Source organism: Pyramidobacter porci (genome assembly GCF_009695745.1).
GTDB lineage: Bacteria > Synergistota > Synergistia > Synergistales > Dethiosulfovibrionaceae > Pyramidobacter > Pyramidobacter porci.
Genome location: NZ_VUNH01000001.1, coordinates 210,322 through 226,938 on the forward strand (window position 1 = coordinate 210,322; position 16,617 = coordinate 226,938).

13 protein-coding genes and 1 tRNA gene are annotated in these 16,617 nt (G+C 60.0%); 10 read left to right on the forward strand and 4 right to left on the reverse strand.

Annotation, left to right across the window (positions count from 1 at the left end; translation table 11 throughout):
• Positions 1–94: 94 nt before the first annotated feature.
• A complete protein-coding gene (gene pfkA / locus FYJ74_RS01035) occupies positions 95–1,057 on the forward strand; it encodes a 6-phosphofructokinase (protein ID WP_120372035.1) in 963 nt (320 codons plus the stop codon).
• Here pfkA and hypF read toward each other — a convergent pair.
• Positions 1,054–3,315 carry a carbamoyltransferase HypF gene (gene hypF / locus FYJ74_RS01040; RefSeq protein WP_154527769.1) on the reverse strand — a complete coding sequence of 754 codons (2,262 nt, stop codon included), beginning with the start codon at positions 3,313–3,315 and terminating at the stop codon, positions 1,054–1,056. The genes pfkA and hypF overlap by 4 nt on opposite strands.
• A 78-nt stretch (positions 3,316–3,393) precedes the next feature.
• Between hypF and FYJ74_RS01045 the strand changes: the two genes are divergently transcribed.
• The 4 genes from FYJ74_RS01045 to FYJ74_RS01060 all read left to right on the forward strand — a co-directional run bounded on the left by FYJ74_RS01045 (position 3,394) and on the right by FYJ74_RS01060 (position 9,061).
• Positions 3,394–4,431, forward strand: a complete 1,038-nt coding sequence (locus FYJ74_RS01045; RefSeq protein WP_154527770.1) for a tRNA-specific 2-thiouridylase — start codon at positions 3,394–3,396, stop codon at positions 4,429–4,431.
• Positions 4,432–4,445: 14 nt separating this feature from the next.
• Complete coding sequence (locus tag FYJ74_RS01050; RefSeq protein ID WP_154527771.1) at positions 4,446–6,887, forward strand: Lon protease family protein; 2,442 nt, start codon at positions 4,446–4,448, stop codon at positions 6,885–6,887.
• The gene (locus FYJ74_RS01055) at positions 6,884–7,588 is read left to right on the forward strand and encodes an endonuclease III domain-containing protein (protein WP_154527772.1); all 705 of its coding nucleotides are present in this window, start codon (positions 6,884–6,886) and stop codon (positions 7,586–7,588) included. Before FYJ74_RS01050 ends, FYJ74_RS01055 begins: the two co-directional genes overlap by 4 nt.
• Before the next feature lie 153 nt (positions 7,589–7,741).
• Positions 7,742–9,061: a replication-associated recombination protein A gene (locus FYJ74_RS01060; RefSeq protein ID WP_154527773.1), complete on the forward strand. Its 1,320-nt coding sequence runs from the start codon at positions 7,742–7,744 to the stop codon at positions 9,059–9,061.
• A 71-nt stretch (positions 9,062–9,132) separates the two neighbouring features.
• Here FYJ74_RS01060 and FYJ74_RS01065 read toward each other — a convergent pair.
• Positions 9,133–9,218 (reverse strand) — tRNA-Leu (locus FYJ74_RS01065).
• 231 nt (positions 9,219–9,449) lie between these two features.
• Here FYJ74_RS01065 and FYJ74_RS01070 point away from each other — a divergent pair.
• From FYJ74_RS01070 to FYJ74_RS01090, 5 genes are all read left to right on the forward strand, one after another.
• The gene (locus FYJ74_RS01070) at positions 9,450–9,761 is read left to right on the forward strand and encodes a YerC/YecD family TrpR-related protein (protein WP_154527774.1); all 312 of its coding nucleotides are present in this window, start codon (positions 9,450–9,452) and stop codon (positions 9,759–9,761) included.
• Between the two features lie 340 nt (positions 9,762–10,101).
• A complete protein-coding gene (locus FYJ74_RS01075) occupies positions 10,102–10,644 on the forward strand; it encodes an FmdE family protein (protein ID WP_154527775.1) in 543 nt (180 codons plus the stop codon).
• Positions 10,641–11,756 carry an iron ABC transporter substrate-binding protein gene (locus FYJ74_RS01080; RefSeq protein ID WP_154527776.1) on the forward strand — a complete coding sequence of 372 codons (1,116 nt, stop codon included), beginning with the start codon at positions 10,641–10,643 and terminating at the stop codon, positions 11,754–11,756. Before FYJ74_RS01075 ends, FYJ74_RS01080 begins: the two co-directional genes overlap by 4 nt.
• Positions 11,757–11,759: 3 nt before the next feature.
• The gene (locus FYJ74_RS01085) at positions 11,760–12,830 is read left to right on the forward strand and encodes a FecCD family ABC transporter permease (protein ID WP_326830837.1); all 1,071 of its coding nucleotides are present in this window, start codon (positions 11,760–11,762) and stop codon (positions 12,828–12,830) included.
• Complete coding sequence (locus tag FYJ74_RS01090) at positions 12,827–13,606, forward strand: ABC transporter ATP-binding protein (protein ID WP_154527777.1); 780 nt, start codon at positions 12,827–12,829, stop codon at positions 13,604–13,606. The genes FYJ74_RS01085 and FYJ74_RS01090 overlap by 4 nt, the downstream gene beginning before the upstream one ends.
• A gap of 130 nt (positions 13,607–13,736) precedes the next feature.
• Here FYJ74_RS01090 and grdD read toward each other — a convergent pair whose 3' ends face one another.
• Together grdD and grdC are read right to left on the reverse strand one after the other, a co-directional pair.
• The gene (grdD, locus tag FYJ74_RS01095; protein WP_154527778.1) at positions 13,737–14,891 is read right to left on the reverse strand and encodes a glycine/sarcosine/betaine reductase complex component C subunit alpha; all 1,155 of its coding nucleotides are present in this window, start codon (positions 14,889–14,891) and stop codon (positions 13,737–13,739) included.
• 12 nt (positions 14,892–14,903) lie between these two features.
• Positions 14,904–16,433, reverse strand: coding sequence for a glycine/sarcosine/betaine reductase complex component C subunit beta (gene grdC / locus FYJ74_RS01100; RefSeq protein ID WP_154527779.1), 1,530 nt, complete (start codon positions 16,431–16,433; stop codon positions 14,904–14,906).
• Positions 16,434–16,617 lie beyond the last annotated feature (184 nt).

The window sequence follows — 16,617 nt, forward strand, 5'->3', positions numbered from 1 at the left end:
CTCGCGCGGAGTTGGGCCCCTTTATTTGTCTCGATGGTTCCGGTCGAAGAGAAAAGTGTATAATTGGAAAAACAGCGCGCAAGGAGGATAAAAAATGAAACGTATTGCAGTGTTGACCAGCGGCGGCGACGCGCCGGGGATGAACGCGGCCATCCGGGCCGTCGTCAGGTGCGCGGCCTATCACGATATAAAATGTCTGGGCGTGGCGCAGGGATATGAAGGCCTCATCGACGGCATCTTCCGCAAGATCGAAGTGCGGGACGTGGGGTCGATCATCCAGCGCGGCGGAACGGTGCTGCGAACCTCGCGCAGCGAACGTTTCCTGACGGAGGAAGGCAGAAAAAAAGCGCGCCAGCAGTGCGACGACCGCAACATCGACGGCCTGATCGTCATCGGCGGCGACGGTTCGTTCCGCGGCGCCTGGGAACTGCAGAAAATGGGGCTGCCCGTCGTGGGGATCCCCGCGACGATCGACAACGACGTCAACGGCACCGACATGACGATCGGCTTCGATACGGCGCTCAATACGGCTCTGGACGCCGTGCGGCGGCTGCGCGATACGGCCCACAGTCACGACAAGCTTTTCATCGTCGAGGTGATGGGGCGTCACTGCGGCTTTATCGCGCTGCAAACCGCCGTGGCCGGCGGCGCGGAATTTGCGGTACTGCCCGAGATCCCCTTCGACATCGGCGCTCTGTGCAAAAAGCTCAAAGCGTCGCGCCTCAGCGGGAAAAATTATTCTCTCATCATTCTTGCGGAAGGCGTCATGTCCGGCTACGAACTGCAGAAAAAGCTTGCCGAACAGGCTCCCGGTTACAAAGCGACGGTAACGGTGCTCGGCCATATCCAGCGCGGCGGCGCGCCATCCAGTTACGACGCGACGATCGCCACCCGCATGGGGGCCTACGCGGTCAACTGTCTGCTGGAGGGAAAGCACGGCGTCATGACCGGACTGGTCAACGGGCACATGACGCCGGTTCCTCTGCCGAACACGTGGGAGGTAAAAAAGCGACTGAACCCCGAGCTGCTCGAGCTGGTGAAAGAACTCAGCATCTAACTTTCGTTCCGCCGCAGGCCGCCGATATAGGCCTGACCGACGGAGAGGCACTCGTCGTTCGGAGAAAGCAGTTTGTGAGTGAGCGGCGTCAGCCCCCGAGCGCGGAGCAGAGGCAGCGTCTCTTTCAAGAGCAGGCCGTTCTGCCAGCAGCCGCCGGAAAGGGCGACCAGACGGATACCCGTTTGACCGGCAACGTTCGCTGCGCACTGGGCCAGCGCCTGCGCCAGCCGCGTGTGAAAAGCCCCGGCCGCAAAAAGGACGTTGTGCGGGGGCCGCGCCAGAGCGGCGACGAAAGGGCGCCAGTCGATGACGCTGTTTTCAACGTCAAAGGGCAAACCGGTACCGAGCGCGGGATGTGTCTCCGCAAAAGCCTGCAGTTCCATGGCCGCTTCGCCGTCATAGCTGACGGTTTCTTTTTTCAGAACGATCGCGGCCAGACCGTCGAAAAGGCGTCCACAGGAACTTGTGAGCGGAAACGCCTCCCAGGCATTCAGAAGCTGCCGGGCGGCGGCGGTTCGTCCGGGCCAGAGGCCCTGGCACAGTTCAAGCGCCTCGTGAGCGCCGCAGCCTTCCACCAACAGGCTCAGGCCGCAGCGCCAGGGTTCCATGACGGCGCGGTCGCCTCCGGGCAGACGGAATTCCTTGAGATGACCGCAGCGTTCGAAGCTTTCCGCGTCGCCGCAGAGGATCTCTCCGCCCCAGATCGAGCCGTCGCCGCCATATCCCGTGCCATCCATGATGATGCCAAGGGCGGGAGAATCGACGCGGTTTTCCGCGAGACAGGCCATCATGTGGGCATAGTGATGCTGCACGGCAAGCGCCGGCAGCCGGGAGAAAATTCTCTTCGCCACGGCGGTGGAGAGGTAAAGCGGATGCAGATCGGTGACGAGCCGCTCGGGAGCGAAGTTGTAGAGGCCGAGAAAGTGCCGCAGGGCTTTTTCGTAGAACTGCGCGGTTCCCATCTCCTTCATGTCGCCCAGGTATTGGCTGGAAAAGATCATGGCGTCCTGGCTGAACGCGAAAGTCCCTTTCATCTCCGCGCCGGCGGCGAGCACCGGCGCCAGCTCGCGTGCGGCGATAATGGGATTGGGAACGTAGCCGCGCGCCCGTCGGATCAGGACGGGGCCGCTGTCGTGATGGAGCAGGACGGAGTCGTCGATCTTCATGTGGATCGGGCGGTTGTGGACGAGGAACCCGTCGCAAATCCCGGCGAGGCGCCGATACGCTTCCTCGTTTTCGGAGACGAGCGGCTCGCCGCTCAGATTGGCGCTCGTCATCACGAGGGCGTCGAATTCTTCCATGATCATATGATGAAGCGGGGTATAGGGGAGCATCACGCCCAGACGATTCAAGCCGGGCGCGACCGACGGAGCGAGAAAGTTGGAATCGTTCCGTTCCAGCAGTATAATAGGAGCTCGTGCGCCCATCAGCAGCTTTGTGTCGGCGGCGCTCAGCTTCACGATCTTTTCGGCGACGGCGACGTTTTTGACCATGACCGCAAAGGGACGGCGCGGACGGCGCTTGCGTCGGCGCAGCAGGGAGACTGCCTCTTCCCGGGTCGCGTCGCAGGCCAGATGGAAGCCCCCCAGCCCCTTGACGGCGATGATTTGGCCGTTCGCAAGTGCAGCGATCGTCAGCCCGAAGGCTTTTTCATCCCGCGCTATCTCTTGCCCTTGAGCGTCGCAATACGCCAGGCGAGGGCCGCAAACGGGACAGGCGTTCGGCTGGGCGTGAAAGCGGCGGTCGTTTTCGTCGGCGTATTCCTGTCGGCACGCTGGGCACATCGGAAAGGCCGACATGGTCGTCTTGGGGCGGTCGTAGGGGAGTTCCCTGACGATCGAAAAGCGCGGGCCGCAGTTCGTGCAGTTCGTGAAGGCGTAACGGTAACGCCTGTTGGCGGGGGCACTGATGTCGGCCAGGCAGTCCCGGCACGTCGCCATGTCGGGCGGAAGCAGGACTCTCTGCCGAAGCGAACGTACGCTTTTGAGTATGATAAAATCGTCATCGGTCTGTTCCACGTTCTTTTGTTCGAGCAGTTTGAGATCCACGATCAGCGCCACGTCAGGGCAGTCGCGTTTCAGTTCCGCCATGTACCGTGCGATTGCGTCCTCCGTCCCCTGCAGGCGAAGCAGAACGCCGTCGGAAGTGTTTGCCACGGAGCCGCGGATCCCGTTGCGATGCGCGATTCTTACGCACAGCGGGCGGAAGCCGACGCCCTGGACGATGCCGCTGACGCTGTATGTTTTTTCGATCAGCATGAGTTTCACCTCGAATACGAAAACGCTCCGATTATTTTAATCGGTTGAAGACTTGCCCACAAGCGGCGCGGAGAGAGCATGAGCGAAAAAATTCTTGTCGGAGTCAGCGGCGGCGTTGACAGCACTGTGTCCGCACTGCGGCTCAGAGACCTCGGCTACGACGTGACGGCGGCGCATTTGATTTTGAAAGACGGCGAGGATCCGACCGACCGCCTGCGGCTGGAATGCTTGGCGCAGCATGTGCCAGTGCATCGCCTGGATTGTCGGGAGCAATTTGACGACCGCGTCGTCCGTCCCTTCCTCGACGCTTACAGAAAAGGTCTTACGCCCAATCCCTGCGTGATCTGCAACGCCGCCCTGAAGTTCAGGGCGTTGTTCGAGCTGGCCGACCGGCTGGGCATCGAGAAGGTCGCCTCGGGGCATTACGCGCGCGTTCTCAAGCGCGGGGACCGTTGGGCTATCGCCCGGACGACCTCGCCGAAAGATCAGACGTACATGCTGTGCCGGTTGCCGTACGAATGGCTGCCGCGGCTCTGTTTCCCGCTTTCGGAAGAGCGGGATAAAACAGGCGTGAAAGACGAGCTCGCGTCCAGAGTGGGCGAACGGCTGGCGCAGGGCGACAGCCAGGGCATCTGTTTTCTTGAAGGCGGCTCGCTGGAACGTTTTCTCGAAGATCACATTGCGCTGGAAGAACGCCACATCGGCCGCATGGTCGATCATGACGGCAAAGATTTAGGCCCGCACAAAGGCCTGATCTTCTATACCGAAGGACAGCGCCGCGGACTGGGGCTGTCGCGCGGCCCGTGGTTCGTGGAGCGGCGGGATTTTACGGGCAATCGCCTGCTGCTGTCGCACGGAGCGGAAGCCGCGGTCGGGACGATTTATTTTGAAAACGCCCGCTGGCAGCAGGAAGTCCGCGCCGGGCAGGACTGTCTCGTTCAGTTCTGCTATCGCGCCCGGCCGGTTCCCGGCCGGCTGGCGGACTGTCGTGACGGCTGCGGGACGGTCAAACTGCAAAAAACCGCCGGGAGCGTTTCGATCGGACAGGCGCTTGCTCTTTATGACGTCACGGAGCGCGTTCTCCTCGGCGGCGGATTTATCAAATACATGGAATGACTGGGGGAAAGGCCATGAAAATACGGGCCCGAAAATTAACGGCGGCGCAGGCGCGAAGAAAGACGGATCCCAAGGTGCTGCGCTGTTCTTCTTCTGCTGAGCTGGAGGGATTGACTCGTTTCATCGGGCAGGAACGGGCTGTCAAATCGATCGATTTCGGCCTTGCCGTCAAGAGCACCGGCTACAACGTCTTTATCGTCGGGCCGCAGGGCAGCGGGCGCACGAGCTACGCGCTGAAAAGCGTGCGCGAAAAAGCGGCTCGCATGCCGGCGCCTCACGACTGGATCTACGTCAACAATTTCGACGAGCCCGCGGCGCCTCTGGCCATCGACCTGCCGGCCGGGCAGGCGAAAAAAGCCGAGGAAGACTTCACCAAGCTGATTGAAGAGCTGAAGTCCGTGATCAGCGGCGCCTTCGAGAAAAGCAGCTACGAAGACGCCAAGGCGCAGGAAATCAGCTCGTTTCAGGATCAGATCTCAAAGATGATGAATCACGTCCGCGAAGAGGCCGAAAAGGACGGTTTCCTCGTCAAGCGCACGCCGCAGGGTTTTGTCAACATTCCTCTCAAAACCGTCAAGAACGGCAAAGGCAAAAAGGAGTTCAAGGAACTTCAGACCGACGAATTCGAAGCGTTGCCGCGGAAGGAGCAAAAGCGCCTCAAGAGCGTCTCCGACGCCTTGACCTCGAAAACTCTTGAGGTCCTGCGGCAGATCCGGGAGAAGGAACGCGCGCTCAAGGCCAAGCTTTCGGATATGGAAGCCGAGATCTGCCGCACAGCGATCAGCCCTTACCTGGACGAGATCCGGGAAAAATACGGCCAGACGGAGAAATTCGCTCAGTGGATCGATTCGCTGGAACGCCAGATCGTCGCCAATTACGCCCTGTTCATTGCCGCCGCCCGCGACGAGAGCGGCGAAGTGGATTTCACGCCGTACAAGATCAACGTCTTCGTCGGCAACGATCCCAAGGGCGGCGCGCCGGCCGTGTGGGAGACCAACCCGACTTTTTACAACATTGCCGGCAAGATGGAATACGAGAGCCGTCAGGGATATTATTATACCGACTTCACGAGGATCGTGAGCGGTGCGCTGCATCGGGCCAACGGCGGCTATCTGGTCCTCGACGCGGAAGAGCTGCTGCGCAATTTCATGTCCTACGATCTGTTGAAGCGCGTGCTGCGCTCCGGCCTGCTCACGGTCGAGAACCTCAGCGACCAGTACAGCGTCATGCCGATCACGACGCCGCGCCCGGAAGCGATCCCCATCAAAACCAAAGTGATCCTCGTCGGCAGCTACTGCATTTATTATCTGCTGCGCGAGTACGACCCCGACTTTCCCAAATTCTTCAAGACCGTCGCGGAGTTCGACTACGAAATGCCGCGCACGCCGGAAAACGAGTGGGATATGGCGCGCTTCGTCAAAACGACGGCCGAACAGGACGGCTGCCTGCCGTTCAACAAAAAAGCGCTGGCCGAACTGATCGAATGGGCTTCGCGCCTCGCCGACGATCAGAACAAACTCTCGACTCAGTTCAACAGGCTGAAAGAATACGTCGTCGAATCGTCCGCATGGGCCCTGTCCGAAGGCGCCAAAGCGGTGGACCGCAAGCACGTGCTGCGGGCGATCCAGGAGAAGCGCTACCGCTCGAGCCAGACGGAAGAAAAGATCCGCGCCGCCTTCGCCGAAGATATCATCCGCATCGACACGGACGGCGCCGTCGTTGGGCAGATCAACGGGCTGGCCGTCGTCAGCTTTGCCGAAGTCTCCTTCGGGCACCCTTCGCGCATCACGGCCAACACGTTCATGGGGCAGGAGGGCGTCATCAACATCGAACGCGAGATTTTAATGGCAGGGCCTATTCACAACAAAGGTCTGCTGACTTTGAGCAGCTACCTCGGGCGCGTTTACGCCCAGGACATGCCGCTGACGCTTTCCGCCCGTCTCTCGTTCGAGCAGAATTACGGCGGCATCGACGGCGACAGCGCCTCGTCCACCGAGCTGTACTGCCTGCTTTCCTCGCTGGCCGACGTGCCGATCGCGCAGAACATCGCCGTGACCGGATCGGTCGATCAGTTCGGCAACATCCAGCCGATCGGCGGCGTCAACGAGAAGATCGAGGGCTTTTTCAGCTATTGCCTTGCGCGCGGTCTGACCGGCTCGCAGGGCGTGCTGATCCCCTGGCAGAACGAGCGGCATCTGATGCTGAACCACGACGTGGTCGAAGCGGTCCGCCGCAAACAGTTCCACATCTGGTCCGTGAAGACGATCGACGAAGGCATCGAGCTCCTGACCGGCTGCCCGGCCGGAAAGCGCCGAGCCGACGGAACGTATCCCGAGGATTCGGTCCATGGCCGGGCGATGGCGAAGCTGAAACGCTGGATCGAAAAAAGCGCCGCCCTGAGCAGGGGCCAAAAGGGGAACGCGCCTGCCGCCGCATCGCGGGAGCGAAAACAATGAGCCGGGTCGACATCGGCAAAAAGGTCGCGCCCGGACGGATCGAAGCGCCGTCGATCACGGCCGTGCTGGAGATCCTGGAGCAACTCTGGAAACAGGGGACGGACTCGGCCAAAATCGTCTATGAAGAACCGCTCGACGGGCTGATCGAGACGGTGCTGTCGCAAAACACCAACGACCGCAACCGCGACATGGCTTTCGAGCGCCTGAAATCCTGGTACGGCAGCTGGGAGCGCGTCGTCGCGCTGCCGCAGGATCGGATCGCCGAGGCGATCAAGCCGGCGGGAATCTGCAACAACAAGGCGGCGACGATCCTGCGCGTGCTGAAAACCGTGAAAGAACGCTTCGGCGAGTATTCGCTCAAGCGCCTGAAAAGCGGTACGCCTGCCGCGGCTTGGGATTTTATGACGCACATCCAAGGCGTCGGCCCGAAAACGGCCGCCTGCGTGCTCGCTTTCGATCTTGGCTTTCCGGCCTTTCCCGTGGACACTCATGTGGCGCGTATCTCGAAACGGCTCGGCTGGGCCGACTCCAAAGAAACGCCCGCGGAGATTCAGGCCCGCCTCGAACGGCTCGTTCCCGACGAGATGAAGTGCGCCGGGCACCTGAACGTGATCCAGCATGGAAAAAACATCTGCAAGGCTCGAGCGCCGAAGTGCGGCGAGTGTCCCCTCAGGGGCATCTGTCCTTCCAGCGAAGCCTGACAAAAAAGGAGTTTCCCGGTATTTTGCGGGGAACTCCTTTTTCTGTCTGTGCGTAAGCCTTGGAGCGTGATAGAATATTTTCAGTCAGTCGTCAACGTTTCCCGTCCCGACGCTGAACCGCGGGGAATCGTTTGCGCAAAGGGGGAGTGATCCATGGAAGAGCTCAGCTTGTTTGAAAGCGGGCAAACGCAGCCTCTTGCCGCCCGGCTGCGGCCGCAGAACCTGGACGAGTTCGTCGGGCAGACCCATCTGCTGGGGCCGGATAAAATCCTGCGCCGCCTGATCGTCAACGACACGATTTCCTCGATGATCTTCTGGGGGCCGCCGGGCGTCGGCAAAACCACGCTGGCCCGTATCATCGCCAACCAGACCAAGGCGGAGTTCATCAACTTTTCGGCGGTGACCAGCGGCATCAAAGAGATCCGCACGGTCATGCAGCAGGCCGAGAGCAACCGCACCTTCGGCGGCAAAACCATCGTCTTCGTCGACGAGATCCACCGCTTCAACAAAGCCCAGCAGGACGCCTTTCTGCCGTTCGTCGAGAAAGGGAGCATCATCCTTATCGGCGCGACCACGGAAAATCCTTCCTTCGAAGTGAACGGCGCGCTTTTGTCTCGCTGCAAGGTGTTCGTGCTGCAGGCGCTCGCAACGGAGGAACTGGTTGCGCTGCTGCAGCGGGCGCTCGCCGATCCGCGCGGCTTCGGCGGACAAAACGTCCGCATCGCGCCCGGGCTGCTGGAAGCGATCGCCAACTTCGCCAACGGCGACGCCCGTTCGGCCCTCTCGACGCTGGAAATGGTCGTGCTGAACGGCAATCGTGCCGGCGGCGAGATCGTCGTCACGCCGGAAGTGCTGGAACAGTGCATCTCCAAGAAATCGCTGCTTTACGACAAGAAAGGCGAGGAACATTACAACCTCATCTCGGCGCTGCACAAATCGATGCGCAACTCGGACCCTGACGCCGCGGTTTACTGGCTGGCGCGGATGCTCGAGGCTGGCGAGGATCCGCTCTACGTGGCGCGTCGGATCGTGCGCTTTGCCAGCGAGGACGTTGGTCTGGCCGATCCGAGAGCGCTGGAACTGGCGGTGGCGGCCTATCAGGCCTGCCATTTCATCGGCATGCCCGAGTGTTCCGTCCACCTGACGCAGGCGGCCGTTTACCTCTCGCTGGCGCCCAAGTCGAACGCCCTTTACCGCGCCTATGAGTCGGCCCGGCGCGACGCGATCTCTCAATTGGCCGAGCCCGTCCCGCTCGCGATCCGCAACGCTCCGACCAGACTGATGAAAGAACTGGACTATGGCAAAGGCTACCAGTACGCGCACGACGCCGCGGAAAAACTGACGGGCATGCAGTGCCTGCCGGATTCGCTGCTGGGAAAGATCTACTACGAACCGACGGAGCAGGGGCTTGAAGCGAAATACAAGGCGCGCCTCGAGTTCATCAAAGACTGGAAAGCCAAGCACGGCAGTTGACGCGTTTTCTTAAAAAATCCCGTTGTGCGGCGCGTTCGGCGCCTTGCACGACGGGATCGGCATCTCGGCGGTGGTGCTCAGAGCGGGACTCGAACCCGCACGGCGCAATGCCAGGGGATTTTAAGTCCCCAGTGTCTACCGATTCCACCATCTGAGCCTTTGCAATTACCCAAAAATAATACCATAGGTTGGGTGACGTCTCAAGATATTTTTGCTTCCGTGGCACACACTTCCGCTCGCAAATTTGGCCGGGATGGGGATACGAAAATCTGTGCGAATTCTTGAAGGCGCGGGGCTGATTGTGTTTTGCGCTTCTGTGTGCTAAAGTGAGAATGAAATGGAGTTTTTACAGTTATCTCTATTAATACCAGCCGGGAGGCGCGATCACATGGAAAAATGGAAGGACGAACTGACAGAGCAGCTTGCCTCTGCGTTTCTTTCTTTGAACACGGTGGAAGAAGTTTATAATTTTCTCGAAGATGTGGCGACTATCGGCGAGATCAAGGCGCTTTCTCAACGATTGGAAGTAGCGCGCTTGCTGCGCCAGAATCACACCTATCCGCAGATAGCGCAGCTGACCGGCGCCAGCACGGCGACGATCAGCCGCGTACGCAAATTTCTCGACTATGGCGCCGACGGTTATGGGATGGTGTTGAGCAGGCTCGAAGAGAACGGGAAAAAACGTCACGAAAAAAAATGACCTTCAATACGTCAGGGCGTCGGCAACATGGATGGCCCTGGCGTATGTTAGTACTGTTTCTCAATTAAAAAGCTGAATACAAGGGTGCTGTGAGGGAGATTCACAAAGCGAGCTGCGCAGCAGTCGAGGTAGTTCTGAGTGACTGAACGCCCTCTAAAAACATTATAGGACTTTTTTGAAAAAAAATTTATCCTTACAGAATATGCCGAAGAGGCAAGCTGGGAAGACGCTGTGGCAATGGGCATACAAGATTGTAATCCACGCGGACTGTGCTAGAATAGGCGTGCTACGTAAAAAATAAAAGGTAGCGTTTTTACTCTTTGAATCGGGGGTTATGAATATGGCATCGTTGAAAATTCCACCGGAATTAACGCCCGTCGTCGCTTTTCACGGGCATCTGTGTCCCGGTCTGTTGATCGGCTGGCGCGCTTCTCGAATGGCAATGAAGCTGCTGGGCCTGTCCCGCGACGTGGATGAAGAGATTGTGGCGGTTGTGGAAAATGACGCCTGCGGCGTGGATGCGATCCAAGCGGTTCTTGGCTGCACTTTTGGAAAAGGAAATTTCATTTTCCGCGATTACGGCAAGCATGCTTTCACCGTTTTCCGCCATTCTGACGGACGCGGCGTGAGGCTCGTTTATCGCTCTCCCGAAAACGAACTTTCTCGGGATGAACATACGCGCCGTCTTTTGACGGAACCGGATGAAGCTTTGTTCGACGTGAAGACGCCCGAAGAGGCGATCCCGCAGAAAGCGCGCATTCATGACTCGGAAAACTGTTCCGTCTGCGGCGAGAAAGTCATGGTCACCCGCCTCGAGACGCGCGCGGACGGGCGAAAAGTCTGCGTGCCGTGCGCGGCGAAGCTTCGGAGGATGGCGCAATGAAAATTCGAACGAAATATCTTGCGTTCCTTGCGGCGCTCATACTGTGCGCCTCTGCGGCCTGCGGCGCGGAAATGACGGTGACCGACTGCCTCGGACGTTCCGTAACCGTGCCCGCCGCGCCGAAACGGATCATTGGCTCCGGCTCCGGCGCCTTGAGGTTGCTGACCTACCTTCAGGCCACCGATCGCGTGGTCGCGGTGGATTCCATCGAAAAGCGCGACGATCCGCCGCAGAGCAAGGCATCGCGTCCTTATGCCTTGGCTCGTCCTGAGTTTGCCGGTCTGCCTCTTTTCGGCGAGTTTCGCGGCAAAGACAATCCGGAACTGATCGCCGGACTTTCTCCGCAGCCGCAGGTGATTTTCAAAGTGTCGCCTCTTTCCGGCCCTCATCCCGACCAGCTGACGGCCAAAACGGGGATTCCCGTGATCGGCCTGGAATACGGAAATCTGAGCGACGAAAAGGAACAGTTCTACGCGACGCTGCGGCTGATGGGAAAAGTTCTTGACAAGGAACAGAGGGCGGAAGAAGTGGTGGCTTTCTTCGAAAAGCACTTGGCGGAACTGCGCCGGAGGACTGCCGGCGTTCCCGAAGAAGAACGCAAAAGCTGCTATATCGGCGGCGTATCCATGCGCGGCACTCATGGGTTCACCTCGACGGAGACGGGATATCCGCCGTTCCTCTACACCGGCGCGAAAAACGTGGCCTCCGACGGTTCCGGCAGATCGGAAACGGTCAACGTCGCCAAGGAAAAGATCTTGCAGTGGGATCCCCAAGTCGTCTTTCTGGATGTCAACACGCTCCGGGCGAAAGGGGAGGCCAGCGGCTTCCGGCAGCTCAGTTCCGATCCTGTCTACGCCGAACTGTCGGCCGTCGAAAACGGCGAAATCTGGAGCGTGCTTCCCTACAACTCGTACACGATCAATTACGGCTCCGTGTTGGTGAACAGTTACTTCGTAGGAAAGATTCTCTACCCGTCCCGCTTTGCCGACGTCGACATCGCTTCCGTCGCCGACGAGATCTATTCTTTTTTGGTCGGGAAACCTCTCTACGCTCAAATCAGCGAGGCCCTTTCCGGCAAAATTTTCTGCCGCCTGAACCTTGAAGGGAAATAAACCGTGCTTCGGCAGGAATGTCTTCCTTCGTTGGAGTACAAAGCCTACGTCGGCCGTAAAAAGCTTTTTCTCCTTGGACTGGGAGGGCTGTGTCTGCTCCTCGGCCTGCTGTCCGTGGCCTGGGGCGCCGTAAGGATCCCCATATCCGACGTGCTCGAAGTCCTTTTCGGTCGAGGCGGAGGGCGAGCCAAAGTGATCGTCATGAACATCCGTCTGCCTCAAACTCTGGCCGCCATGCTGGCGGGAGGCGGACTGTCGCTTGCGGGGCTGGTCATGCAGGCGGTGCTGCGCAATCCCCTGGGCTCCCCGTTCACCTTGGGGATCTCCAACGCGGCCGCTTTCGGCGCGGCCTTCTCGATCATCGTCCTCGGCTCGGGAACGATGCAGAGCTCCGCGGCGGACGCGGTGACGATCATGAACCACTGGCTCGCGACGGGAGCGGCCTTCGCGGCCGCGCTGGCCTGCATGGGCATCGTGCTTTTCATCGTCTCCGTGACCGGCGGCGCGGGCGAAGTCATGGTGCTGGCGGGCGTCGCGCTGAGTTCGCTGTTTACCGCGGGGACCATGTTTCTTCAGTATTTCGCCGACGACGCCCAGCTGGCGGCTACCGTCTTCTGGACCTTCGGCGACGTTTCGCGCGCGTCGTGGCGCGAGATCCCCATGATGTCGGCGCTGTTGGCCCTTTCTTCGGCGCTGTTCTTTTACAGGCGCTTCGATCTGAACGCTTTGTGCTGCGGCGATGAGACCGCCTTGTCGCTGGGCGTCTCGGCCTCGTGGATCCGTCTCGAAGCCATGGTGGCAGCGTCGCTGCTTTCAGCCGTCATGGTGGCGTTTCTCGGCGTGATCGGTTTTGTCGGACTTGTCTGTCCTCATATGCTGCGTCGTTTTCTTGGAACCGACCATCGTTTTCTGATTCCCGGCTCGGTCCTGCTGGGAGCCATTCTTCTGACGGGCGCCGACATGGGAGCGCGGCTTCTGCTCGCGCCGCGCCTTCTTCCCGTTTCCGTCTTTACGGCGTTTATGGGCGCGCCGGTGTTCGTAGCGCTTCTGATGAAAAGGAGAAGCCGAAAATGACGCTGTCGATATCGGGACTTTCCTTCGCCTATGAGCACAATGATATCTTGAAGGACGTGAGTTTTTCTCTGGAGCAGGGGCAGATCGTCGTGCTGCTCGGTCCTAACGGCACGGGAAAGACCACTCTGCTGCGAGCCATTAACGGGATCCTGCGTCCTGCGATGGGGACAGTCCTTCTTGATGGGCGTTCGCTCGCCTCGTGTCCGCGGCGCGACCGGGCCAAGATTTTCGGCTACGTCCCTCAACGGGACGAACCGCAGCATCTGACCGTTTTCGACGCGGTCCTGCTCGGCCGCCGTCCGCACATCGCGTGGACCGTAAAGAAAGAAGACGTCGAAAAAGTGGGAACGGTCCTGCGCGCCCTGTCTCTCGAAAAATTTTCTCTGCGCTTTCTCGACGAGCTGAGCGGCGGCGAGTTCCAAAAGGTCGTTCTTGCCCGCGCTCTCGTGCAGGAACCCAAAGTGCTGCTGTTGGACGAACCGACGAGCAGCCTTGACCTCAAAAATCAGATCGACATGCTGCGGACGCTGCGGCAGATCGTTCAGGAACGAAACGTGGCGATTCTGATGTCGATCCACGATTTAAACACGTCTTTGCGCGTCGCCGACCGTCTGATCTTTTTGCGCGACGGCGTTGTTTGCGCCGCCTGCCGGCCGGCGGAGGCGACTGCCGATCTGATCGGCGACGTTTACGGACTCCCCGTAGACGTGATCGCGCACGACGGCGCGCCTTTGGTGATTCCGCGCCTGCAAAGCGGTCCCGCTCTCCGCGCGTAAGGCAATTTTTGCTTTGTTGAAGAAATGGTACGGAACAAAAAAATGGCGTTGGAAGGGCGAGCTTCCAACGCCATTTTCTGTTCCGCGACGCTTTTCCCCTTTTCCCTTGCGCGTGCCGTGTTGCGAAGTTCTAAATGTAGCTGGCCGCGGCAAGGATCTTGCGGGCTTCTTCTTCTTTGCTCTTGTTCAGCTTGACGACGGGGCCGGTGCAGCCCATGGAGCTTTCGGCGTAAATGCCGTGCTTCCACAGCTCGCGGACGGCGTCTTCGATAGCAAGCACGTCGACGCCGTGGATTTCTTCGTCGGTCGGCTCGGCCGCCGGGGCCTTGACCTCTTCTTCGGCCGCGGCGGGTTTGGGCATGAAGCTGGCGATGATTTCCTCGAGGCCGCAGCCCTTGGCCGCTTCGACTTCCTTGGCGACGAGTTCGGGAAGCTTGCCTGCCGCCGCGGCGCCGCAATAGGCGACGGCGTTGGCGATCACGGGAGCGCCCGAAGCGCGCGAGATGATGTTGACGACGTGCTTCCAGCCTTCGCCGGCGGAAGGGCCGTAGCCCCAGCCCAGCGCCTCGTAGGAACCGCCCGTGCTGAACGAGGAGAACATCTTCATCAGCACGTTGCCGGTCAGCGTATCGCAGACGCACACGTCGACGACGCCCTGAAGAATGTCGTTGCCGCGCAGGACGGAACCGCCGTCGGCGCGTTTGCTCTCGCCGAAAGCGATGTCGTAGCCGTTTTCCTTGAGCTTGCGCAGCGCCTTGAAAACCACCTGAGCGCCTTCGACGTTGAGAATGCCCACGGTGGGGTTCTGCTTGCCGATGGACTTGGCGACGGCGATGCCGTAGACGGCGTTGCGGATCATGGCCTCGACGCGGTTGATGGCGCTGGTCCCGGTGGTGGAGGCGACGATCATGTCGCGCCCGCAGGCTGGCGTAAAGACGCGGCCGATCGTGGTCACGCCCATGGGGAAGGGGTGATGCATGGCGACGATGCCGGCGACCTTGCCGCTGTCCATGGCGTCGTCCATGGCTTTTTCAAGGTCGATCTCGCAATCGTTGGTTTCGATCCATTCGAGGTCGTCGAAACCTTCGACTTTCTTGGGACCGATCATCACGACCTGGATGCTGGGATTCTGGCGCTGGGCGAGGCGTGCGGCGTTGGCGATTTCTTCGGAGCCGTGCTCGCTGCCATTCGCCTGCAGGCCGACGCGGACGCGGGGGCCGCCGTGAGCGGCGGAATCGATGATCTCGGAAAGAGCTTCACCGATGAGCTTGCGAACGTCAGACATACGGAGGCCTCCTTACTTCTTGAGGTCTGCTGCGATTTCGGAAAGAGACTCCAACAGCAGGCTCTTGATGTCGTCCTTGCTGACCGCCGCGGCCACGGGCGCGGGCTTTTCAAGCAGGAACGAAGCGCCGTCGGCGAGGTTGGTCAGGCGGGCGAGGAACAGGCTGCCCTTGCCGATGATCATGGCGCGGTTGATCTTGCCTTCCTTGATCCAGTCGGCGGCGGGGCCGATGAAAGGAGCGCCGGCGGGGATGTGTCCCTGAGTGTGAGCGAAGCCGTGCAGCCCTTTCTCCTTGACGAAGGTCATCATGTCCTTCTTCTCGATGCTCTTCTTCATGACGGCCAGCGCGGCGATCATCTTGATGTTGGCGAGCGGCACGTTGCCGGCGCCGGCGGGTTCGGTGATTTCGGGGATATGAAGCTCGGCGCCGAACTTGTCGACGTCGGCGAAGGTCAGTCCGGCCTTCTGAAGCGGCTCCCAGGTCAGGGCCTGCGTGACGGCCTGAGGAGAGGCGCCCGCGCCGACGGAGTGCTTGCCGAGGACGTCCAGACGCATTTCGGCGCTGACGCCGTCGCAGGGCGTGATCAGGATTGCGAACGAGCCGAGGCAGTCTTCGAGAGCGGGCATATCCTTTTTGACGTGATCGCGGCTGTTCATGTAAAGCTTGGGGATCGCCCCGCCGGCCAGGACGACGACGTTCTTGCGGGCGCCCGCGGCGACCTGGGAAGCGCCGTTGATCATGGCGTTGACGGGGCCGGCGCAGAAACCGCGCACGTCGCAGCCGCTGGCGTTCACGCAGCCGGCGATCTCGGCGATGGCCTTGGCGAAGTTGCCGCCGGCGCGCTGGCAGGCGTCGCCTGCGCCTTCCTCGGAGCACTCGATCACGAAATCGACCTCTTCGGGTTTCAGGCCAGTGTTGCGGAGCAGGTGGAGCAAGGCGAGGACGGAGCCGGCCTTGCTGGCAAGGTTCTCGAGCAGAACGTGGGCAAACAGATTGTCGTCCACGGCGTGCGCCGCACGGGCCATGCCCACGACCTTGCCGTCAAAATAAAGCGGCAGAACTTGCGTATGATCGCCGCTCTTGAGGTGCTCCTCGATCTCGGCACGATCGTGTCCGGCTTCGAGGCGGGCGAGGATGGATTCGGTGATCAGCTCGTGCTTGGAGAGTTTTTCGCGGACGGAGGCGGCAAAGTCCTTTTCGAGCCAGATCAGGTCGAAGACGTCGCAGATGTCGAGCAGGCCGAGGAACTCGTCCTCGGGCATGATCTCGCCGTATTTGCCGAAACGGGGCGCTTCGAGATTGTAGTTCTGGTACATGGGCGTCGGCTGCGCGTCAAGATCCTCAAGGGGCAGGGCTCCGATGTACGTCATGTTGGGAGCGTATCCCTTCGCTTGTTCGTAGGTCTGAAGATGCTTGGGAAGAGCCTGGAGATACTCTTTCTCGCCTTCGCCGGCCGTGTAGGGCGTGTTGCCGTAGTGAAGCCCCAGCTGGGGAACATGCTCAAGGCAGTAAGCGGAACCTTTGATTGCAACTCTGGACATTACTGAAAATACCTCCTCAGGGATTTTGTGGAGCGAAAATTTATTGCAAGGACTTTGCCTTGTAACCGACGCTATTATAATACAAGATGTCGCAATAAAAACCAAGATCCTTGATTTCTCAAGTGATGATGAAAGTTTTTATGTTTTTTGCTGAAATCGCCTCTTTCTCTTTCGCGACGAACAT